Below are 19,833 nucleotides of genomic sequence, written 5' to 3'. Positions count from 1 at the left end.
TCGGTGGAACCTGGCACGCGTGCTGCCGGTCGTCGGGCGGGCGGTGCGGCGCGGCAGACCGGCCGTCGCGATCGGCGCGGCGGTGGTCCTCGCGCTCGGCGTCGCCGTCGTGGCGGTCGTGGCCGAGACTCCCGCCCGGGCCGACGCGTGCACCCCGATGACGAACCCGGTGGCCTGCGAGAACACCAAGCCCGGGTCGCCACCGTCGGAGTGGGACATCGAGGACGAGGGTGACCCCTCGATCCAGGGCTTCGGCACCGACATCAGCGTCAACGCCGGCGGGGCGATCAGTTTCAAGATCAAGACCACGGCGTCGAACTACCGGATCGACATCTACCGCCTCGGCTACTACGCCGGCAACGGGGCGCGCAAGGTGGCGACCGTGAACCCGTCCGTGGCGCTGCCGCAGACCCAGCCGGCCTGCATCACGAGCCAGGCGACGGAGATCTACGACTGCGGGAACTGGAAGGTCTCGGCGTCGTGGACGGTGCCTACCGACGCGGTGTCCGGCGTCTACATCGCACGGCCCACCCGGGCCGACACCGGCGGCGCGAGCCACATCGCCTTCGTGGTCCGCAACGACGCGAGCACGTCCGACCTGTTCTTCCAGACGTCGGACACCACCTGGCAGGCGTACAACCTGTACGGCGGCGCCAACTTCTACCACGGCAACGCCAACGGGCGGGCGTACAAGATCAGCTACAACCGACCGTTCAGCACCCGGGGCAACAGCGGCCGCGACTGGCTGTTCAGCAACGAGGTGCCGATGCTCCGCTTCCTCGAACGCAACGGCTACGACGTCAGCTACACCACGGGCGTCGACTCCGACCGCCGCGGCAACCTCATCAGGAACCACCGGGTCTTCCTGTCGGTCGGCCACGACGAGTACTGGTCCGGCACGCAGCGGGCCAACGTCGAGGCCGCGCGTGACGCCGGTGTGAACCTGGCCTTCTTCAGCGGCAACGAGGTCTACTGGAAGACCCGGTGGGAGGCGAGCGTCGACGGCACCGGCACCCCGTACCGCACACTGGTGTCGTACAAGGAGACCTGGGACGACGCCAAGATCGACCCGAACGCCGCATGGACCGGCACGTGGCGCGACCCGCGCTTCTCGCCGCCGTCGGACGGCAACCGGCCGGAGAACGCGCTGACCGGTACGGCCTACATGGCGAACTCGGTCGACCTGGCGCTCAAGGTGCCCGCCGAGCAGGGCCGGCTGCGCTTCTGGCGCGGCACCGGCCTCGCCTCGACCCCCGCCGGCCAGACGGTGACCCTGGCACCGCACATCGTCGGCTACGAGTCGGACGAGGACCTCGACAACGGCTTCCGCCCGCAGGGCCTGATCCGCCTGTCGACCACGGTCGGCCCGACCTCGGAGTACCTGCGGGACTTCGGGTCGACGGTCACGCCGGGCACGACGACCCACCACCTGACGCTGTACCGGGCGCCCAGCGGCGCGCTCGTGTTCTCCGCCGGCACCATCCAGTGGGCGTGGGGCCTGGACGACTACCACGACGGCACCGAGACGACCGCCGACGCGCGGATGCAGCAGGCCACGCTGAACCTGTTCGCGGACATGGGCGCCCAGCCGGCGACCCGCATGCCGTCGCTCGCGGCCGCGAGCGCGACGACGGACCACACCGCGCCGACGGTGACCATCTCGTCGCCGGCCGCCGGGGCGTCGCTCGCCAAGGGCTCGCGGGTGACGATCACCGGCACCGCGTCGGACGCCGGCGGTGTGGTCGCGGGAGTCGAGGTCTCCACCGACGGCGGGGGCAGCTGGCATCCCGCCACCGGCACCACCTCCTGGTCGTACGCGTTCTACGCGCACGGCACGAGCACCCACGCCGTGCAGGTGCGGGCGGTCGACGACTCGGCGAACATCGGCGCCCCGGCCACCCGGTCGTTCGCGTTGACGGGCACCAGCACGATCTTCGGGCAGCGCGTCCCGGTGACCACGTCGACCGACGACTCCTCCGGCATCGAACTCGGGGTGCGGTTCAAGGCGTCGGTGGACGGGTTCGTGACGGGCGTCCGCTTCTACAAGGGAACCGGGAACACGGGCACCCACACCGGCTCCCTGTGGACCGCCGGCGGATCGCGCCTCGCGACCGCGACGTTCACCGACGAGACGGCCAGCGGCTGGCAGAGCGTGACGTTCGCGCAGCCGGTCGCGATCACCACGAACACCGTGTACGTCGCCTCGTACTACGCCCCGAACGGGCACTACGCGGGTGACCAGTGGGCCCTGTCCCAGTCGGATGTCGTCGAGTCGCCGCTCACGGCGCTGCGCGGCCCCGGGAACGGCGGCAACGGCACGTACCGCGACGGCCCCGGCTTCCCCGGGGACGGCTTCCGCGACACCAACTACTTCGTGGACGTCATGTTCACGGCCAGCGCGGACGCGGCGCCCATGGTGGTGGCGACCACGCCCCTGGCCGATGCCACCGACGTGGCCGTCACCACCAAGCCCGCGGCGGTCTTCTCGAAGGAGATCGACCCGGCCACCCTGGTGTTCACGGTGACGCCCGCCGGCGGCACGCCCACGCCCGGCACGGTCACCTACCAGAACGCCACCCGCACCGCGACGTTCACGCCGTCGGCGCCGCTGCTGCCGGAGACGACGTACACCGTCGGCGTCCGGGCCAGCGACACGTCGGGCCACGCGATGCCCGCCGCACGCACCTGGACGTTCGTGACGCAGCTGGATCCGTCGGTGCTCGGGCTGTTCCCGTACGGCGCGGTGCCCACGGACGCGAGCGAGAGCGACCCGAGCGCCGTCGAGCTGGGCGTCAAGTTCTCCTCGTCGACCGGCGGGCAGGTGGTCGGTGTCCGGTTCTACCAGGGGCCCGGGAACACCGGCACGCACACCGGCAGCCTCTGGTCGGCCACCGGTGACCTGCTGGCGCGGGTCACGTTCCCGAACGACACGACGACGGGGTGGAAGACCGCCCGGTTCAGCGCTCCCGTGACGATCACCGCGGGCACGCGGTACGTGGTGTCCTACTTCGCGCCCAACGGCCACTACGCGGCCGACGGTGGCTACTTCGCCTCGGCGTACGCCAACGGCACGCTCAGCGCTCCGGGCGGCGCCAACGGGGTCTACCGGTACGGAGCCACGGGCGGGTTCCCGGCCGACGACTACGGCTCGACGAACTACTGGGTGGAGCCGATGGTGCTGGCGGGCGACGGCGGCGGTCCCACCCCGACGCCCACGCCCACGCCGACTCCGACGCCGACGCCGACGCAGAGCCCGACTCCCACCCCGACCCCCACGCCCCCCGACGGCCCGCCGACCGGTCCGGCTGGCCTGAACATCTTCACCACGACCGACACACCGGCCAGCTCCAGCTGGAACGACAACGACGCGGTCGAGGTCGGCGTCCGGTTCAGCAGCGACGTCGACGGGCAGATCGCCGGCGTCCGCTTCTACAAGGGCAACGGCAACACAGGCGTGCACACGGGCTCGCTGTGGTCGATCGACGGCACTCTGCTCGCCGCCGCGACGTTCACCGGCGAGACGGCCTCCGGCTGGCAGACTGTCTACTTCGCCCAGCCCGTGTCGATCACCGCGGGCGCGTCGTACGTCGCCTCGTACCACACCGGCACCGGGCACTACGCGGCGACCGTGAACGCCTTCGTGGCGCCGCTGTACCGGGCGCCGCTGCGCGTGCCGGTGGGCGGGGGACGGTACCGGTACGGTGCCGGCAGCGCCTTCCCCGCCCAGGCGGCCGACCACAACTACTGGGTCGACGTCGTCTTCGTACCGCCGAGCTGACACCGGGCCGCCGCCGGCCTTCGGCCGGAGGCCGGCGGCGGCCCGTGCCGACCACCGAGGGACAGGGGAGAGCGCTGACAGCCAGCCAGGAGGGCACGGTCGCCACGTCGCAGCCGGCCGGCACACGGGACACCACCGGGCCGGCCGGCGAGACGGCCGCCGACGGCGCCGGGTCGAACTCGCTGTCCCGCAAGGCCGGTCGTGCCCTCGGCTGGAGCTTCGGCAGCAACATCCTCGGTCGCCTGAGCACCCTCGCCATCGGTATCGCCATCGCGCGGCTGCTCGGCCCCGACGACTTCGGTGTCTTCGCGGTCGCCGCCGTGGCGTTGACCGCGGTGCTGAGCTTCAACGAGCTCGGCGTGAGCCTCGCCATCGTCCGCTGGCCGGGCGACCCGCGCGAGATCGCCCCGACCGTCATGACCATCTCGCTGGTCTCGAGCGCCGTCATCTACGCCGGCTGCTTTTTCGGCGCGCCCGCGTTCGCCGCCGCGATGGGGGAGCCGGGCGCGACGGGTGTCGTCCGGCTGCTGACGGTGAGCGTCCTCGTCGACGCGCTCGTCGCGACGCCGGTGGCGATGCTCCAGCGCCAGTTCAAGCAGGGCCGCAAGACCATCGCCGACCAGACCACCCACTGGCTCGGATCGCTGACCTCGATCGGGTTGGCGGTGTGGGGCATGGGCGCCATGAGCCTCGCGGTCGGTCGCCTCGCCGGCGCGGTCGCCGGCGCGGTCCTGTTCATCTGCTTCGAACCGCGCGCGGTGCGGCTCGGCTTCGACCCGGCCAAGGCGCGGGCGCTGCTGCGGTTCGGGCTGCCGCTCGCCGGGTCGAGCATCGTCACGTTCGCCGTGCAGAACGTCGACAAGATCATCGTCGGGGCGGTGCTCGGTCCGGTCGCGCTGGGCTACTACGTCCTGGCGTCCAACCTGTCGGCATGGCCGATCAGTTCCTTCTCGCAGCCGGTGCGGTCCGTGGCCCCCGCCGCCTTCTCCCGGCTCCAGGACCGGCCTGGGCTGCTCCGCGAGACCTTCACCGCCGCCGCCGGCCTCCTGGCGGCCGTGTCGCTGCCGGCCTGCGTGCTGCTCGCCGCCGCGGCCGAGCCGCTGATCCGCTTCGTCTACGGCGCCCAGTGGACGGCGACCTCGACGATCCTGCCGTGGCTCGGCCTCCTGGCCGCGCTACGGATCCTGTTCGAACTCGTCTACGACTACTTCGTCGTGCTGGCCAACAGCCGCGCGGTGCTGACCGTCCAGGTCGTCTGGTTCGTGGTGCTGGTGCCCGTGCTGGCGCTCGCCTGCCAGCGGTTCGGCCTGGTCGGCGCGGGCGCGTCGCAGCTCGCCGTGGCGCTCCTGGTGGTGGCCCCGCTGTACGTGTTCGAGCTGCACCGCAGCGGCATCACACCCCGGGCGCTCGTCGCGAGGTTGTGGTCCCCGGTCGCCGCGGCGGTGGCCGTGGCGGCGCTGGTCCTCCTCGCGACCCGGGCCGTCGCGGTCGACCTGCTGGCGCTCGCCGTGGCCGGTCTCGTCGGGCTGGCCGGCATGGCGGCGGTGACCTGGACCAAACGGCGCACGCTGGCCGAGCTGCGCACGGTCGCCGTCGACTAGGCGCGGTCCCGCGGCGTAGCGGCCAGCGACTTCTCGGCCAGCGTCGCCGCGTTGAAGTCGTCCCGGGCGGCCCGCCCACGCAGCCGTTGCACGCGCTCCCGGACCTCGTGCCGTGCCAGGCCGCCGGCGCTGCGCAGCCCCTCCCGCACGGCCCGGACGCGTCGTGCGCCGGCCGTCCGGCGCTGCTCGATGGCCGTCAGGTAGATCTGCTCCTGCAGCGCGGCGGCGCGTTGCAGGCTGAACCGTTCCACGGCCAGGCGGCGCCCGTAGGCGCCCAGCTCGGCGCGCCGGGCCCGGTCGGTCACGAGCGGCCGGAGGATGCCCGCCAGCAGGCCCGCGCCGTCACCGCCGTCGCCGAGGCCGTACCAGCCCTGTTCCAGGAACAGCGGGCAGCTCTCCGGCGTGAGCAGCCGCCAGAAGCCGCGCTCGCCCTGCACGACCAGGGGCCGGCCGAACGCGAGGGCCCGCAACGCGGAACCGCCCATGCCGAGCATGATGTCGGCCGACGCGTACGCCGGTCGCGGGTCGAACAGCTCTCCGGTGAGCACCACGGCGCGGCGGCCGACACGGGCGTTGACCGCGTCCGCCCGCTCCTGCACGCTCGGCCGGGCGGGGCCGTCACCTGTGACGACGAGCCGGACCGGCAGGTCGGCCAGCAGCCCGACCGCGTCGATGGCGCTGAGTACGCCCTCGAGCTTCAGCTCGGCCGCGAGCCGGGTCACCACGACGACGGTCACCGCGTCCGGGGCGGCGTCGTCGAGCCCGTACCGCGCCGGGAAGTCGCCGACCGGGTGCCCGGGCGCGTTCGCGGTCACGTCGACCGGGGGTTCGATCAGCCAGACCGGCCCGGGACGGCGGGACGCGGTGTGGGCCCGGATCGCCTCGGTGCCCACCACGAGGGGCATCGAGGCCGGCAGGAAGGGCGCCACCGCCATCGACATGACGGTGCACACCGCGACCGCCGGCGTTCCCGGCGCGGCGCTCGCCGCGGCCGCCTCCAGGGCTGGCGGCCACTCGTAGCCGTGCAGCACGTCGAGCCCCCGCCGGCGGGACAGCTGCCGGAGCCGGCCGGCGACCACCGGCGAGGGGCGGTGCCGGTCGGCGGCGACGGGGACGTGCTCGAGCCCCATCCCCAGCACCCGCTGCACCAGCGGCCCCGGCTCCCCGACCACCACGACCTCGTGGCCACGGTCGGCCAGCGCGCCGGCCAGCTCGACGGCGTTGAGCTGGCTGCCACCGATGTGCATGGCGTGCGGATAGACCGCGACGCGAAGTCCACCCACCGCTACCTCCCTCCCGGGAACACCACGGAGGGCGACCAGGCGTCCGGGACCAGGAGGGTCGGGGCGCCGGAACCGTCCGCGTTCGTCATCCAGATGTCGCTCGTGGCGGTCCCCTCCTCGGAGCGGGGCAGACCGTAGACGACGTGTCCGTCGTCCAGCCACTCGGCCTGGTCGTCGACGCTGCGGGTCTCGGCGAGCAGGGTCTCCGCGCCGGTGGCCAGGTCGTAGACCGCGAGGCGCCACCGCCCCGGCGGCAGGTCGCCGTGTTTCTTGAACGCGATCCGGGTCCCGTCCGGCGACAGCGACGGGCACTCGGCGTCCTCGCGCAGGGCCGTGAGCCGGCGGGTGGTGAGGCTGCCCTCGACGAGCCACGTCCGCCCGCCCGACGCGGCGGTCGCGTAGAACCGGTCGTCGTCGGCGAAGGTGACCCCCCACAGGTTCCGGTCGACGGCGGTGACCACCTTCCCGCCGACCACGAGCGTGAACTGTTCCAGGTCGCCGACCACCTCGCCGTCGACACGGCTGACGGTCGTACGGGTGGAGAACTGCCCCGGGTTGGCGTACGAGTCGCCGAACACGAAGGTGGTGGTGGCCGCCAGCGAACCGTCGCGGGACAGCCGCGCCCGGCTGGGCGTGCCGACCAGCGGCAGGTCCCGCCGGGGCGCCCACTCGGCGTCGAGCACCTGCGCCCGGTAGGTGGTGACCAGGCCACGGTCGGAGGCCAGGCAGAGCGCCTCGTCGCGGGTCGCGTGGACGCGTTCGCAGGAGGCCGGTGTGACCGCCCGCGGCCCGTCCGGCGCGGACAGCGGCACGAGGGCCACCCGCCCGTAGTCGGTGCCGAGGGCGGTGTTGCGGAAGACCAGGTGCGGCACGTCGCGTACGCCCGCGAGGTTCCTGCGCGTCGGCGCGCCGGTCGCCGACGTCCGCACGGCGGCCTGCTCCCGGTGGACCCGCCAGACGAAGCCCCCCGCGCCCACCGTGGCCACCAGCAGCACCACCGCCAGCACGCCCAGCCGCGCCCGCGGGCCGAGTCCACCCACCCGTCCGGTCATGCCGCCACACCCTCGTCCCCGGCCGCCACGGCCGGTCGGTCCACACCTCGCAGCAGCCAGGCGGCGACGGGCACCGCGCCGGCCAGCAGCACGGCGAAGAGCAGCAGCGCCGGTCGCGGCCCCTGCACGTGCCAGGCCAGTCCGAACAGGACGGACGAGGCGAAGCGCGCCAGCACCACGGCCGTCTGGGCGGCCGCGATCCCGCTGCCGCGCGAGTCGGCCGGCACGAGCCGGCTCACGAGCGCCGCGAGCACCCCGTCGGTCGCGGCATAGAAGGCGCCGAGCAGCAGCAGGACGGCGACGGTGAGGCCGACGCCGCCGCCGGGCAGCGCCGCGAGCAGGTACCCGCCGAGCAGCGCCAGGTGCCCGGCGACCAGCACCCGGCCGCGCCCGACCCGGTCGGCCAGCCGTCCCAGGGGCACGGCGAGCACCAGGTAGGCGACGTTCGTGCCCACGTACAGCAGCGGGAACCAGCGGGCGGCGAAGTCGTCGCGGTCCTGGAGGGCGAGGTACAGGAACCCGTCGCCGACGGTCACCAGCCCCAGGAGCGTGGCCGCCAGCAGCGGCCGTCGCAGGCGCGTCCCGGCGACCTGCGCGACCGCGCGTCGCACGCCGGCGCGGACCGCGCCGGGCACGGACGGCAGATCCGGCACGAGCAGGACCAGCACCGCCACGCCGGCGACCGCGAACGCGAACGAGACGACGAACACCGAGTCGTAGCTGCCCGGCAGGCTCGCGAGCAGCGCGAAGGCGACCAGCGGGCCGGCGGCGGCGCCCAGGGTGTCCAGCGCCCGGTGCACCCCGAACGCCCGTCCCAGCAGCTCGGGGCGCGACGCCGCCGCGATGAGCGCGTCCCGGGGCGCCGTCCGCAGGCCCTTGCCCAACCGGTCCGCCGTGACCACGGCGGTGATCGCCGCGAACCCGGCCGCGGGCAGCATCGCGAGCCGGCTCAGCGCGGACACCCCGTACCCGATGGCCGCCACCCACTTCGGTCGCTGGCCGCGGTCACCGGCGTAGCCGCCCGCGATCCGCACGAGGGCGCTGGCGCCCTGGTACACGCCGTCCAGGAAGCCGTACGCCACCGGGCTGAGACCGACCACGGCGGTGAGGTACAGCGGCAGGACCGACGCCACCATCTCCGACGACACGTCGGTGAGCAGGCTGACGGTGCCGAGCAGCACCACGGTCCCGGAGACCCGGCGCAGCGGTCCGCCCGGCCGCTTCCGGCCGGACGTGCCCCCCGGCCGGTCCCGCAGCGTCACGTACACGACGTCCCACCTTCCGGCCCGCCGTGGCGGGCCGCCTGCCACCGCCCGCTGGCGGCTCGTCCGACCCGGCTCAGCCGGCCAGCGCGGCCACCAGGGCCGCCGCCACGGCCTCCTGCTGGTCCGGGGTGATCTGCGGGTAGATCGGCAACGAGAGCAACTCGGACGCGATCCGCTCGGCCCGCGGGAACGCGCCCTCGCGGTGTCCGAGGCCGGCGAACGCCGGCGTGCGGTGAACCGGCACCGGGTAGTGGATGCCCGCGCCGACGCCGGCCGCGTTGAGCCGCGCCAGCACCGCGTCCCGGCGCGCCGGTGTGCCGTCGCCGGGCACCCGGACGCAGTACAGGTGCCAGACGTGCTCGTTGCCGGGCAGGGTCACCGGGCGGACCACGTCCACCGACTCCAGCAGCGCGTGGTACCGCTCAGCTGCCGCGCGCCGCGCCGCGTTCCAGGCCGCGAGCCGGGCCAGCTTGGCGCGGAGCACCACCGCCTGGAGCCCGTCCAGCCGGCTGTTGAAACCGACCATGTCGTGCGCGTACTTCGTGAGACCGCCGTGGCTGCCGAGCGCGCGGACGGTCCGGGCGAGGTCGGCGTCGGCGGTCACCACGGCGCCCGCGTCGCCGTACGCGCCCAGGTTCTTGCCCGGGTAGAAGCTGGTCGCGGCGATGCCGTCCACGCCCGCGCCACGCCCGTGCCGGAGTGCGCCCTGGCACTGCGCGGCGTCCTCGACCACGGCCACACCGCTGCCGGCGAGCCCCTCCCGCAACCGTTCCACGGGCGCGAGCTGCCCGTAGAGGTGGACCGGCACGACCGCCCGGGTGGCCGGCGTGACGGCGGCCAGCGCCGCCTCGACGTCGATCAGGTAGGTGTCCGGATCGCAGTCGACGAGCACCGGACGCGCGCCCGCCCGGGCGACCGCCTCGGCCGTGGCGACGAACGTGTTCGTGGGAAGGACCACCTCGTCGCCCGGGCCGACGCCGACGGCGCGCAGCGCCAGCTCCAGCGCGTCGGTGCCGTTGGCCACCCCCACGCAGTGCGCCACTCCGCCGAACGCGGCGTACTCCCGTTCGAACGCGGCGACCTCGGCGCCGCCGATGAACGCGGTGTCGGCGACGACCCGCTTGAAGCCGGCCTCGACCTCCTCCGCGACCTCCGCGTGCGCGGCGGCGAGATCGACGAGCGGAATACCCGGCATGGTCAGCTCCCCACAGTTCTCGGTACGGCCAGTTCCGACGACGCCGGCCCCGGTGTGTCCGGGACGGCCGCGTCGCCCGGCCGGACCGGCACGGCGGGCGCGTCGGCCGCCCGCTCCGCAGCGGTGGGCGCGCCGCCCGGCTCGGCGGGCGCGTCGGCCGCCCGCAGTCTCCGGGCCGGGCTGCCGACCCACACCTCGCCCGGCGGCACGTCGCGCAGCACCACCGCACCCATGCCGACCAGCGACCACGCGCCGACCGTCACGCCCTCGCGCAGCAGGGCGCCCGCGCCGACGTACGCGCCGAGCCCCAGCTCCACCCCGCCGCCGAGGCGGACCCCGGAGGCGATCGTCGCGTGGTCGTGCACCCGGTCGTCGTGCGTCAGGACGGCCTGCGGCATCACGGCGACGTGCGTCCCCACGGTCACGTCGGCCGTCAGCACCACCCCGGCGAGCAGCACCGTGCCGGGGCCGAGGACGCTGCCGGCGCCCACGGTGGCGCTCGGGTGCGTGATCGTGGCGTATCGGTGCTCGGGCAGGCCGAGCCGCCGGACGATCCGCCGCCGCGCCCGGTAGTCGCGGGGGCTGCCCACGCAGACCACCACGGCGGCGTCGGGCAGGTCGGCCAACCGGTCGGTGCCGCCGAGGATCGGCAGGCCGGCGCGGGTGGTGCCGTGCAGCGCGGCGTCGTCGTCCAGGAATCCGCGTAGCCGCCAGGTCGGCCGGGCGTCGTTGACGGCGCGTACGGCCGCCGCGGTCTCCCGCGCGAAACCGCCCGCCCCCACGATCACCAGGTCGCGCATCAGCGGGCCAGCTTGCGCAGCACGTCCACGACGAGGTCCTGGTCGGCCTCGGTGAGCGCGTGGTGCAACGGCAGGATCAGCGAGTCGCGCGTGAGCCGTTCGGTCACCGGCAGCGGCGCGGGCGTCACGTCGGCGTACGCCGGCTCCAGGTGGGCGGCCATGATGCCCCGCCGGGCCGACACCCCGGCCGCGGCCAGCTCGGCGAGCACCTCGTCCCGCCCCGTGGCGTACTCCCTGTCGAGCCGCACCCAGAACGACTGGTAGTTGGTCTCGCCGTACTCCGGGTCGCGGACCGGCGTGAGGCCGTCGACGTCCGCGAGCAGGTCGTGGTACCGCGCCGCGAGCGCGCGGCGCTGCGCCACCAGATCCGCCAGGCGACCGAGCTGGACGAGCCCGACCGCCGCCTGGATGTCGGTCATCCGGTAGTTGAAGGCTGTCTCGAGGTACGACTCCAGGACCGGCTGGGTGCTCGCGTGGCGGTCGGCGGCCGAGACGTTCATGCCGTGCTCGCGCAGTCGGCGGAGGCGGGCGGCCCACTGCGGATCGTCCACCGTGACCATCCCGCCCTCGCCGGTGGTCAGCAGCTTGCGGGGGTGGAACGACCACGCCGAGATGGTCGAGCCGGCGCCGACGGGCCGCCCGTACGCCGTCGACCCGGCGGCGCAGGCCGCGTCCTCGACCAGCGACACACTCCACCGGCCGGCGGCGTCGCGCAGCGCGGCCACGTCGAACGGCACACCGCCCTGGTGCACCGCGACGACCGCCCGGGTGCGGGGCGTGCGCACCGCGTCGACCGTGGCCACCGTGACGTTGCCGGTGGCGAGGTCGACGTCGGCGAAGACCGGTGTGGCGCCCACGTAGCGCACCGCGTTCGCGGTGGCGATGAACGAGAACGACGGGACGACCACCTCGTCGCCGGGACCGATCTCGAGCAGCACCAGAGCCAGGTGCAGCGCCGTGGTGCAGGAGCTGACGGCCACGCCGTGCCGGGCGCCCACCGACGCGGCGAACTCCTCCTCGAAGCGGGCCACCCGCGGGCCCTGGGCCACCCAGCCCGAGCGCACGGCCTCGGCGGCCGCCTGCGCCTCCTCCTCGCCGAGGCGTGGCACCATCACGGGGATACGCCGGGCGCTCACCGGGCCCGCCTCTCGTTCGCGACCGTGCGGGCCGGTCGCCGTGCTCCGGCGCTCACTTCTCCGCCCGCCACCAGTCGACGAGCCCCTGGAGCCCGTCGTGCAGGCCGATCTCGGCCCGGAAGCCCAGCCGCCGCTGCGCCGCGGTGGTGTCGGCCAACCGGCGCGTGACGCCGTTGACCGCGCGCGCCGGCCCGTACTCCGGCGGCAGGTCCGACTTCATCACCTCGCTGAGCGCGCGGGCCAGGTCGCCGAGGCTCGTCTCGGTGCCGCTGGCGATGTTGAACACCTCGTCGGTCACGTCGGCCCGGGCGGCCAGCACGTTCGCGCGGGCGATGTCGGCGACGTGCACGAAGTCCATGGTCTGCAGGCCGTCGCCGAGGATCAGCGGGGGCTGCCCCGACTCGATCCGCTCCATCCACCGGATCAGCACCTCGGTGTAGAGCCCGTGGATGTCCATCCGGGGCCCGTACACGTTGAAGTAGCGCAGGGCCACGTAGTCCAGGCCGTACATGCTGTGGAAGCTGCGGGCCATGCCCTCGTTGAACGCCTTGGCCGCGCCGTAGAACGTGTCGTTGTGGTACGGGTGGTGCCGCTCGGTGGTGGGGAACTCGTCGGCGAGCCCGTACACCGACGCCGACGACGAGAGGACCACCTTGCCGACCCCGGCGGCGGCCGCGGCCTCCAGGACGTTGAACGTGCCGTCGACCAGCACCTCGTTGGCCAGCCGCGGCTCCTCCGCGCACTGTGTGATCCGGATGGCGGCGAGGTGGAAGACCAGGTCCCGGCCGCGGCTCAGTTCGTGCACGAGCTCGGCGTCGCGGATGTCGCCCTCGACGAGGCGTACGCTGCCGTGCCGCAGGGCACGGGCCAGGTTCTCCCGCCGGCCGCGGACGAAGTTGTCCAGCACCACCACCTCAGCGGCGCCACCGGCGACCAGTTCGTCCACCACGTGCGAGCCGATCGTGCCCGCCCCACCGGTGACCAGGGCACGCGCCCCGGCGATCTCCACGGCACTCATGCCGACAACTCCGCTCCGCATCGTGCCGCCCCGCGGCGGCGTACCCGTCCGACCCTGTGCCTCACGCGCCGACCCACCCGTCGAGGTCGACCAACCTGCCGCCGGCCGCGAGGCTGCGGGAGGCGGCCTCCAGAGCGGCGATCACCCGCAGTCCGGCCCGGCCGTCGGTCAGCGCCGGGGTGCCGCTGCGGATCGACCGGGCGTACTCCTCGACCATCGTGCGCAGCGCCTCCCGCTCGGTCAGGGCGGGCGCCACCATGTCCCCGGAGCGGTACGACACCAGCATGTCCCGGCGCTGCTCGTCGCCCAGCTCCTCGGCCGAGGCCACGTCCACGCCCCGGTCGAAGATGGACAGTCGCTGGCTCGGGTTGAGGTCGTCCCAGACCAGGGTGCGCTTGGACCCGCCGATGATCGTCGTACGGATCTTGACGGGGGAGAGCCAGTTGACGTGGATGTGCGCGATCGCCCCGGTGTTGAGGTGCAGCGTCAGGTAGGCGACGCAGGCGCGTCCCGCGCCGATCCGGTCCGCGCCGTGCGCGGCCACGGCCACCGGCGCCACGCCGGACGGCAGGATGAAGTCGAGGATCGACAGGTCGTGCGGCGCCAGGTCCCACATCACGTCGATGTCGCGCTGGACCAGCCCCAGATTGATCCGTACGGAGTCCAGGTACTGGAGTTCGCCCAACTGCCCGCCGTGCAGCAGCTCGCGGATGCGCAGCACCGCAGGCGTGTAGCAGTAGGTGTGGTCGCACATGAGCGACAGCCCCCGCCCCTTCGCCTCCTCGACCAGCGCCCGTCCCTGGGCGGAGCTGGCCGCGAGCGGCTTCTCCACGAGCACGTGCTTGCCGGCGCGCAGCGCCGCGGTCGCCACGTCGAGATGCGTGCCCGCCGGGGTGGCCACGGCCACCGCCTGCACGGTGTCGTCGGCCAGCACGGTGGCGAGGTCGTCGGTGGCCCGGACGGTCGAGTAGCCGCCGAGCACCCGTCGGGCGCGGCTCACGTCGAGGTCGCAGACCGCGCGCAGCCGGAACTCGGTGGACGCCTGGAAGTTGCGGACGAGGTTCGGCCCCCAGTAGCCGGCGCCGACGACGGCCACGCCGATCGGTTCGTCGGGGGCAACGTGCGGTGAATTCACGGACACCCGTTTCGCTAGGAAGGACAGGAGGTGTATCCGAAGGGGGAGCGTGGACCGCGTCCGCCCGGCAAGTTAACGAGATCGTCCTCGCGTTCGCCATAGCTCAGACGGAAATCCGGCGGTGCCGCCGGGGTCAATGCGTCCCTTCGGTCCGTCCGCACTCCTCGGACGGTCGGTTCCCCGCCCTGCGTCGCCTAGACGACATCGGTCGCCCCGCCGACCGTCTACCGTCCCACCCCCGGCAGACCGCCCCTCTCGGAGAGGAACCGCAGATGACCGACGCACACGGCGCCGCGCCCGACGCCGCCCGGATCGCCGCCACCGCCGACGTGGACGGGCGGGCCACGATCGGCGCCGGCACGCGCGTCTGGCACCTCGCGCAGGTCCGCGAGGACGCCACGGTCGGCCGGGACTGCGTCATCGGCCGGGGCGCGTACGTGGGCCCCGGGGTCCGCCTCGGCGACAACGTGAAGCTCCAGAACCACGCCCTCGTGTACGAGCCGGCCGATCTGGCCGACGGCGTCTTCGTGGGGCCGGCCGCGGTGCTCACCAACGACGAGTACCCGCGCGCGGTGACCCCGCAGGGGCGGCTGAAGACGGCCGCGGACTGGACCGCCGTGGGTGTGACGGTCGGCACTGGCGCCTCGATCGGCGCGCGGGCCGTGTGCGTGGCCCCGGTCCGGATCGGCCGCTGGGCCCTGGTCGCGGCGGGCGCCGTGGTGACCCGCGACGTGCCGGACTTCGCGCTCGTGGTGGGCGTCCCCGCCCGCCGGGTCGGCTGGGTCGGGCGCGCCGGCGAGCCGTTGGTCGCCAAGGGCGAGGGCCGGTACGTCTGCCCGCGCACCGGCGCCGAGTACCAGGAGGACGGCGGACTCCTGACCGAGCTGACCCCCGCCGGGGGCACTACCCTCGGGGGGTGAACTGGCTGGAACTCCTCGGCTGGGTCGGCTCCGCGGTGCTGGTCTGGTCGCTGCTGCAGACCCGCGTCCTGCGCCTTCGTGCCCTGAACCTGATCGGCTGCCTGATCCTGATCGGCTACAACGCCGCCATCCCGGTCTGGCCCATGGTGGGGCTCAACGTGGTGCTCGCCGTGATCAACCTCTGGCACCTGCGCGGGATGCTCGCCACCCGGCACGACGAGGCGACCTACCAGGTGGTGGAGGTCGGCGTGGGCGACGAGTTCCTGGCCCACACGCTGCGGGTGCACGCGGCCGACATCGCCCGGTTCAACCCCGGCTTCCGGTGGCCGCCGGCCGAGCCGACCGCCGGCGGGGGCGACCGCTCCGCGTTCCTCGTGCTCCGCGCCGACGAGGTGGTCGGCGTGGTGCTCGCGCACGCCGAGGCGCGCGGGGTCGCCCAGATCGACCTCGACTACGTCACCCAGCGTTTCCGTGACTTCACGCCGGGCGAGTTCGTCTACCGCCGCAGCCGCCTCTTCACCGACCGGGGCTTCCGCCGCGTGGTCAGCCCGCCCGGCATGGTGGCCCCGTACTACCACCGGCTCGGCTTCCACCGGGAGGGCGACGCGTACGTGCTCGACCTGCCGCACCCGCCGGTCACCGCGCCCGCCTGACCGATCACCGGGGACCGGGAGGATTCACCCCCGGCACGGCTGGGCACAGATGCGCGTACGCCGGCCGGGGCCTCCGGACGGCGGCGCCGGCGCCCGTCCGGCGCGGTCGCGCGAGGGAGAGCCGGGAGTGCAGAGTTACTGGGGCCAACTGGCACTGGTCGGAGTCCTGGTCATCCTCAACGCGGCGTTCGCCGGCAGCGAGATGGCGCTGGTGTCGCTGCGGGACAGCCAGATCCAGCGGCTGGAACGGAGCAGTCGGGCCGGGCGGGTGCTGGCCCGGCTCGCCACGGACCCGAACCGGTTCCTCGCCACGATCCAGATCGGCATCACCCTGGCCGGCTTCCTCGCCTCGGCCGCCGCCGCGGTCTCCCTGGCCCGCCCGCTGGTCCCGCTGCTCGGCGCGCTCGGCGACGCGGCCGAACCCGTCGCCATCGTGGTGGTCACCCTGGCCCTGACCTTCGTCACCCTGGTCTTCGGCGAGCTGGCCCCGAAACGGATCGCCATGCAGTCCGCCGAGCGGTGGGCGCTGCTGGTGGCCCGGCCGCTGGACGTGCTCGCGAGCCTCACCCGCCCGGCCGTCTGGGCCCTCGGCGCCACCAGCGACCTCGTCGTCCGCCTCGTGGGGCTCGACCCGAGCCCGCAGCGCGACGAGATCAGCCCCGACGAGCTGCGCGACATCGTCTCCGGCAACCACGGGTTCACCAAGGAGCAGCAGACGATCATCGCGGGGGCCGTCGAGATCGCCGACCGGCGGCTGCGGGCCGTGCTCGTACCCCGGTTGCAGGTCTTTTGCCTGGACAGCGGCACCACGGCGGAGGCCGCCCGGCTGGTGCTCGCCGCCACCGGCCACTCCCGGGCGCCGGTGGTCCGCCACGGCGGCCTGGACGACGCCGTCGGCGTGATCCACCTGCGCGACCTGGTCGGCGTGCCGGACGACCGGCCGGTCGACGAGTGCGCCCGCCCGCCGATGCTGCTGCCCGACTCCCTGCCCGTGGTCGACGCGCTGCGCCAGTTCAAGGCCGAACGCCAGCACATCGCGCTGGTGGTGGACGAGCGGGGCGCGGTCGACGGCATCGTCACCCTCGAGGACATCCTGGAGGAGATCGTCGGGGAGATCTACGACGAGACCGACCGGGACGTACGCGCCGTGCGGACCGACCCCGACGGCGCGCTGCGGCTGCCGGGCACGTTCCCGGTGCACGACCTGCCCGACGTCGGCGTCGACCTGCCCGGCCGGCCGCCCGGCGACTACACCACCGTCGCTGGCCTGGTCCTCGCCTGCCTCGGGCACATCCCGACGGTCACCGGCGAGGACGTCGCCGTCGACGGCTGGCGCCTGGAGGTCGCCCGGATCGACCACCGCGCGATCACCGAGGTACGCCTCTGCCGGCGTCCCGACCCGGACCCGGACGACGCCGGCCACGACCCCGACGCCGAGCCGGTCCTCGACGAGGCACGGGGCTGACCGGGCCCGTCGGCGGGGCGCTCAGGCGGCGGAGAGGTTCTGCAACCGGACCTGGCCGCGGGCCACCAGACGGTCGTCGCCGTCGGTGATCTCCACCTGCCAGAGCTGCTGGCTGCGGCCACGGTGCACCGGCGTCCCCACGGCCGTCAGCTCGCCCTCGCGCACGGCACGCAGGAAGTCGGTCTGGTTGGACACGCCCACGACCGTGCCCCGCCCGGCCAGCCACAGCGAGGCGCCGATGCTCGCCGCGGTCTCCACCACCGAGCAGTACACCCCGCCGTGCTGGATGCCGAACGGCTGGTGCAGGTCGGGCCGGACCTGCCAGCGGACCACCACCTGGTCGGCGGTCGCCTCGTCGATCCTCAGGCCGAGCAGCTTGACGAAACCCCCGGTCAGCTCGGGCATCTCCACGTACGCCTCCTCGATCTTGGCAGGGACCAGACTAGCGGGGGCGTTCCGGCAAACCCGCTACGGTGAGCGGTCACCAATGGGGGAGAATCGGTGACCGTGACCGACAGCAGCCTCCCGCCACGGCGGGACTCCCTCACCGATGACCTGCTCTGGCGGGGCCTGATCCAGGACTCGACCGGCCTCGACGAGCTGCGCGAGCTGCTCGACGGCGGGGGCGCCGCTTTCTATGTGGGCTTCGACCCGACCGCGCCGAGCCTGCACGTCGGCCACCTCATGCAGGTCCTGACCGCCCGCCGCCTCCAGCAGGCCGGGCACCGGCCCCTGCTGCTCGTGGGAGGCGCCACCGGCCAGATCGGCGACCCGAAGGAGAGCGCCGAGCGGACGCTCAACCCGCCCGAGGTCGTGGCCGGCTGGGTGGGGCGGATCCGCGACCAGCTCGCCCCGTTCGTCTCGTACACGGGGGAGAACGCGGCCCAGCTGGTCAACAACCTCGACTGGACCGGCGAGATGTCCGTGGTCGAGTTCCTCCGCGACGTGGGCAAGCACTTCCCGGTCAACCGGATGCTCGCCCGCGAGGTGGTGAAGGCCCGCCTGGAGACCGGCATCAGCTTCACCGAGTTCAGCTACCAGCTGCTCCAGGCCAACGACTTCTTCGAACTGCACCGGCGGCACGGCTGCCAGCTCCAGTTCGGTGGCTCCGACCAGTGGGGCAACATCACCGCCGGCGTGGACTACATCCGCCGTCGGGGCGCCGGCCCCGTGCAGGCGTTCACCACGCCGCTGGTGACGAAGTCGGACGGTACGAAGTTCGGCAAGACCGAGGGCGGCTCCATCTGGCTCGACCCGGCGATGACCAGCCCGTACGCGTTCTACCAGTTCTGGGTCAACGTCGACGACCGGGACGTCGACCGCTACCTGCGCTTCTTCAGCTTCCGCAGCCGTGAGGAGCTGGAGGAGCTGGCGAAGGCGACCGCCGAGCGGCCGGCGGCCCGGCTGGCGCAGCGGGCGCTCGCCGAGGAGCTGACCACCCTCGTGCACGGGGAGCGGGAGATGGCCCAGGTGGTCGCCGCGAGCCAGGCGCTGTTCGGTCGGGGCTCGCTCGACGAGCTGGACCTGGCCACGTTGCGCGCCGCGCTCACCGAGGCCGGGCTGGTCCAGCTGGAGGAGCTGCCCGACGTGGCCGGGCTGCTCCGCGACTCCGGGCTGGTGCCGAGCCTCAAGGAGGCCCGGCGGGTCATCGCGGAGGGCGGCGCGTACGTCAACAACGACCGGGTCACCGAGGCGGACGCCACGGTGTCGACGGACGACCTGCTGCACGGGCGGTACCTGGTGCTGCGCCGCGGCAAGCGCTCGTTCGCGGGTGTTGAGCTGCGGCGATAGCCGTCCGTCGACGATGTGACGCGGGACGCGTCCCGCCGATTTGACGATCGATCCGCGGGACGCGTAACTTTCTCTCTGCCAGCGCGGAACGGACGAAACAGGGCGAAAGTCCTGGGGAGGCCGGGCGCGGGAATGACCATCGGGTCGGCGGGGTTGTACCCCTCGGACCCGGTTCCGGGTGGTGCCCCGGATTCGCCGCGAGGCGGATTTGGTGAGGCGGAACCGACCGGGTAAGGTGGACGACCGGCAGGGAACCGGGCGAGATCGCGGGAAACCGCGACGGCCGGCCTGCCGAACCCCGTGACGAGAACGGCGGAAGCCGGGCGAGTCATGGTGCCCGCAGAAAAGGGTGGAAGCGCGCCAAACCGCACGAGAGCGGTTTGACACGGCAGAAACCGGCGGGTAACGTAGTAAAAGTGCCCGGCGCGAGAGCGGCGGGTGTGGTTGGACGAAATGCCCCGGACGGGGGTCCTCCTGGTGGGGGGTTTCCGGATGGTGTGTGGTTGTTCTTTGAGAACTCAACAGGGTGCTTGATAAGCCAGTGCCAAATTGATTTATTACCCCGGGCTGGTTGGTTCTTCGGAGCTTTCCGGCTGGGATTCCTTTGGCAACACTTTTTGTTGCTGGGATGATTTTCCAAGTTTTTGTTGGAGAGTTTGATCCTGGCTCAGGACGAACGCTGGCGGCGTGCTTAACACATGCAAGTCGAGCGGAAAGGCCCTTCGGGGTACTCGAGCGGCG

General features: G+C 73.5%; 15 protein-coding genes and 1 rRNA gene. 7 read left to right on the top strand and 9 right to left on the bottom strand.

Going from position 1 to position 19,833, the window contains the following annotated elements; genetic code table 11:
- Positions 1-19 precede the first annotated feature (19 nt).
- Together D7193_RS00080 and D7193_RS00075 are read left to right on the top strand one after the other, a co-directional pair.
- Positions 20-3,778: a DUF4082 domain-containing protein gene (locus D7193_RS00080; protein ID WP_206611827.1), complete on the top strand. Its 3,759-nt coding sequence runs from the start codon at positions 20-22 to the stop codon at positions 3,776-3,778.
- Between the two features lie 44 nt (positions 3,779-3,822).
- Positions 3,823-5,379: a lipopolysaccharide biosynthesis protein gene (locus D7193_RS00075; RefSeq protein ID WP_158674748.1), complete on the top strand. Its 1,557-nt coding sequence runs from the start codon at positions 3,823-3,825 to the stop codon at positions 5,377-5,379.
- Here D7193_RS00075 and D7193_RS00070 read toward each other — a convergent pair.
- The 8 genes from D7193_RS00070 to D7193_RS00035 form a co-directional block, all read right to left on the bottom strand.
- Positions 5,376-6,662 carry a glycosyltransferase gene (locus D7193_RS00070; RefSeq protein WP_206611826.1) on the bottom strand — a complete coding sequence of 429 codons (1,287 nt, stop codon included), beginning with the start codon at positions 6,660-6,662 and terminating at the stop codon, positions 5,376-5,378. The genes D7193_RS00075 and D7193_RS00070 overlap by 4 nt on opposite strands.
- A gap of 2 nt (positions 6,663-6,664) precedes the next feature.
- Positions 6,665-7,714, bottom strand: coding sequence for a TolB family protein (locus tag D7193_RS00065; protein ID WP_120777337.1), 1,050 nt, complete (start codon positions 7,712-7,714; stop codon positions 6,665-6,667).
- Positions 7,711-8,982, bottom strand: a complete 1,272-nt coding sequence (locus D7193_RS00060) for an MFS transporter (RefSeq protein ID WP_241562760.1) — start codon at positions 8,980-8,982, stop codon at positions 7,711-7,713. Before D7193_RS00060 ends, D7193_RS00065 begins: the two co-directional genes overlap by 4 nt.
- 70 nt (positions 8,983-9,052) lie before the next feature.
- Positions 9,053-10,174: a DegT/DnrJ/EryC1/StrS family aminotransferase gene (locus D7193_RS00055; protein WP_120777336.1), complete on the bottom strand. Its 1,122-nt coding sequence runs from the start codon at positions 10,172-10,174 to the stop codon at positions 9,053-9,055.
- A gap of 2 nt (positions 10,175-10,176) precedes the next feature.
- Positions 10,177-10,974 carry a NeuD/PglB/VioB family sugar acetyltransferase gene (locus D7193_RS00050; RefSeq protein ID WP_120777335.1) on the bottom strand — a complete coding sequence of 266 codons (798 nt, stop codon included), beginning with the start codon at positions 10,972-10,974 and terminating at the stop codon, positions 10,177-10,179.
- Entirely contained in the window at positions 10,974-12,110 is a 1,137-nt protein-coding gene (locus tag D7193_RS00045) for a DegT/DnrJ/EryC1/StrS family aminotransferase (RefSeq protein WP_241562759.1), read from the bottom strand. The genes D7193_RS00050 and D7193_RS00045 overlap by 1 nt, the downstream gene beginning before the upstream one ends.
- Positions 12,111-12,162: 52 nt before the next feature.
- Positions 12,163-13,128, bottom strand: coding sequence for an NAD-dependent epimerase/dehydratase family protein (locus D7193_RS00040; RefSeq protein ID WP_120777334.1), 966 nt, complete (start codon positions 13,126-13,128; stop codon positions 12,163-12,165).
- 61 nt (positions 13,129-13,189) lie between these two features.
- A complete protein-coding gene (locus tag D7193_RS00035; RefSeq protein ID WP_206611825.1) occupies positions 13,190-14,263 on the bottom strand; it encodes a Gfo/Idh/MocA family protein in 1,074 nt (357 codons plus the stop codon).
- 272 nt (positions 14,264-14,535) lie between these two features.
- On the opposite strand from D7193_RS00035, the gene D7193_RS00030 reads away from it, so the two are divergent.
- The 3 genes from D7193_RS00030 (at position 14,536) to D7193_RS00020 (ending at position 17,301) form a co-directional block, all read left to right on the top strand.
- Complete coding sequence (locus D7193_RS00030; RefSeq protein WP_120777332.1) at positions 14,536-15,183, top strand: acyltransferase; 648 nt, start codon at positions 14,536-14,538, stop codon at positions 15,181-15,183.
- Positions 15,180-15,836: a hypothetical protein gene (locus D7193_RS00025; RefSeq protein ID WP_120777331.1), complete on the top strand. Its 657-nt coding sequence runs from the start codon at positions 15,180-15,182 to the stop codon at positions 15,834-15,836. Before D7193_RS00030 ends, D7193_RS00025 begins: the two co-directional genes overlap by 4 nt.
- Positions 15,837-15,963: 127 nt before the next feature.
- Positions 15,964-17,301, top strand: a complete 1,338-nt coding sequence (locus D7193_RS00020; protein WP_120777330.1) for a hemolysin family protein — start codon at positions 15,964-15,966, stop codon at positions 17,299-17,301.
- A gap of 21 nt (positions 17,302-17,322) precedes the next feature.
- Here D7193_RS00020 and D7193_RS00015 read toward each other — a convergent pair whose 3' ends face one another.
- Complete coding sequence (locus D7193_RS00015; protein ID WP_120779133.1) at positions 17,323-17,706, bottom strand: PaaI family thioesterase; 384 nt, start codon at positions 17,704-17,706, stop codon at positions 17,323-17,325.
- Positions 17,707-17,808: 102 nt separating this feature from the next.
- Here D7193_RS00015 and tyrS point away from each other — a divergent pair, with 102 nt between their 5' ends.
- A complete protein-coding gene (gene tyrS, locus D7193_RS00010) occupies positions 17,809-19,092 on the top strand; it encodes a tyrosine--tRNA ligase (protein ID WP_120779132.1) in 1,284 nt (427 codons plus the stop codon).
- A 644-nt stretch (positions 19,093-19,736) separates the two neighbouring features.
- Positions 19,737-19,833 (top strand): 16S ribosomal RNA (locus D7193_RS00005); the annotation flags it as partial.

It is taken from the genome of Micromonospora costi, from assembly GCF_003626655.1.
GTDB classification, from domain to species: domain Bacteria; phylum Actinomycetota; class Actinomycetes; order Mycobacteriales; family Micromonosporaceae; genus Micromonospora; species Micromonospora costi.
The sequence above is the reverse complement of the archived record's forward strand: the minus strand, read 5'-3'. Positions and strand labels throughout refer to the sequence as shown.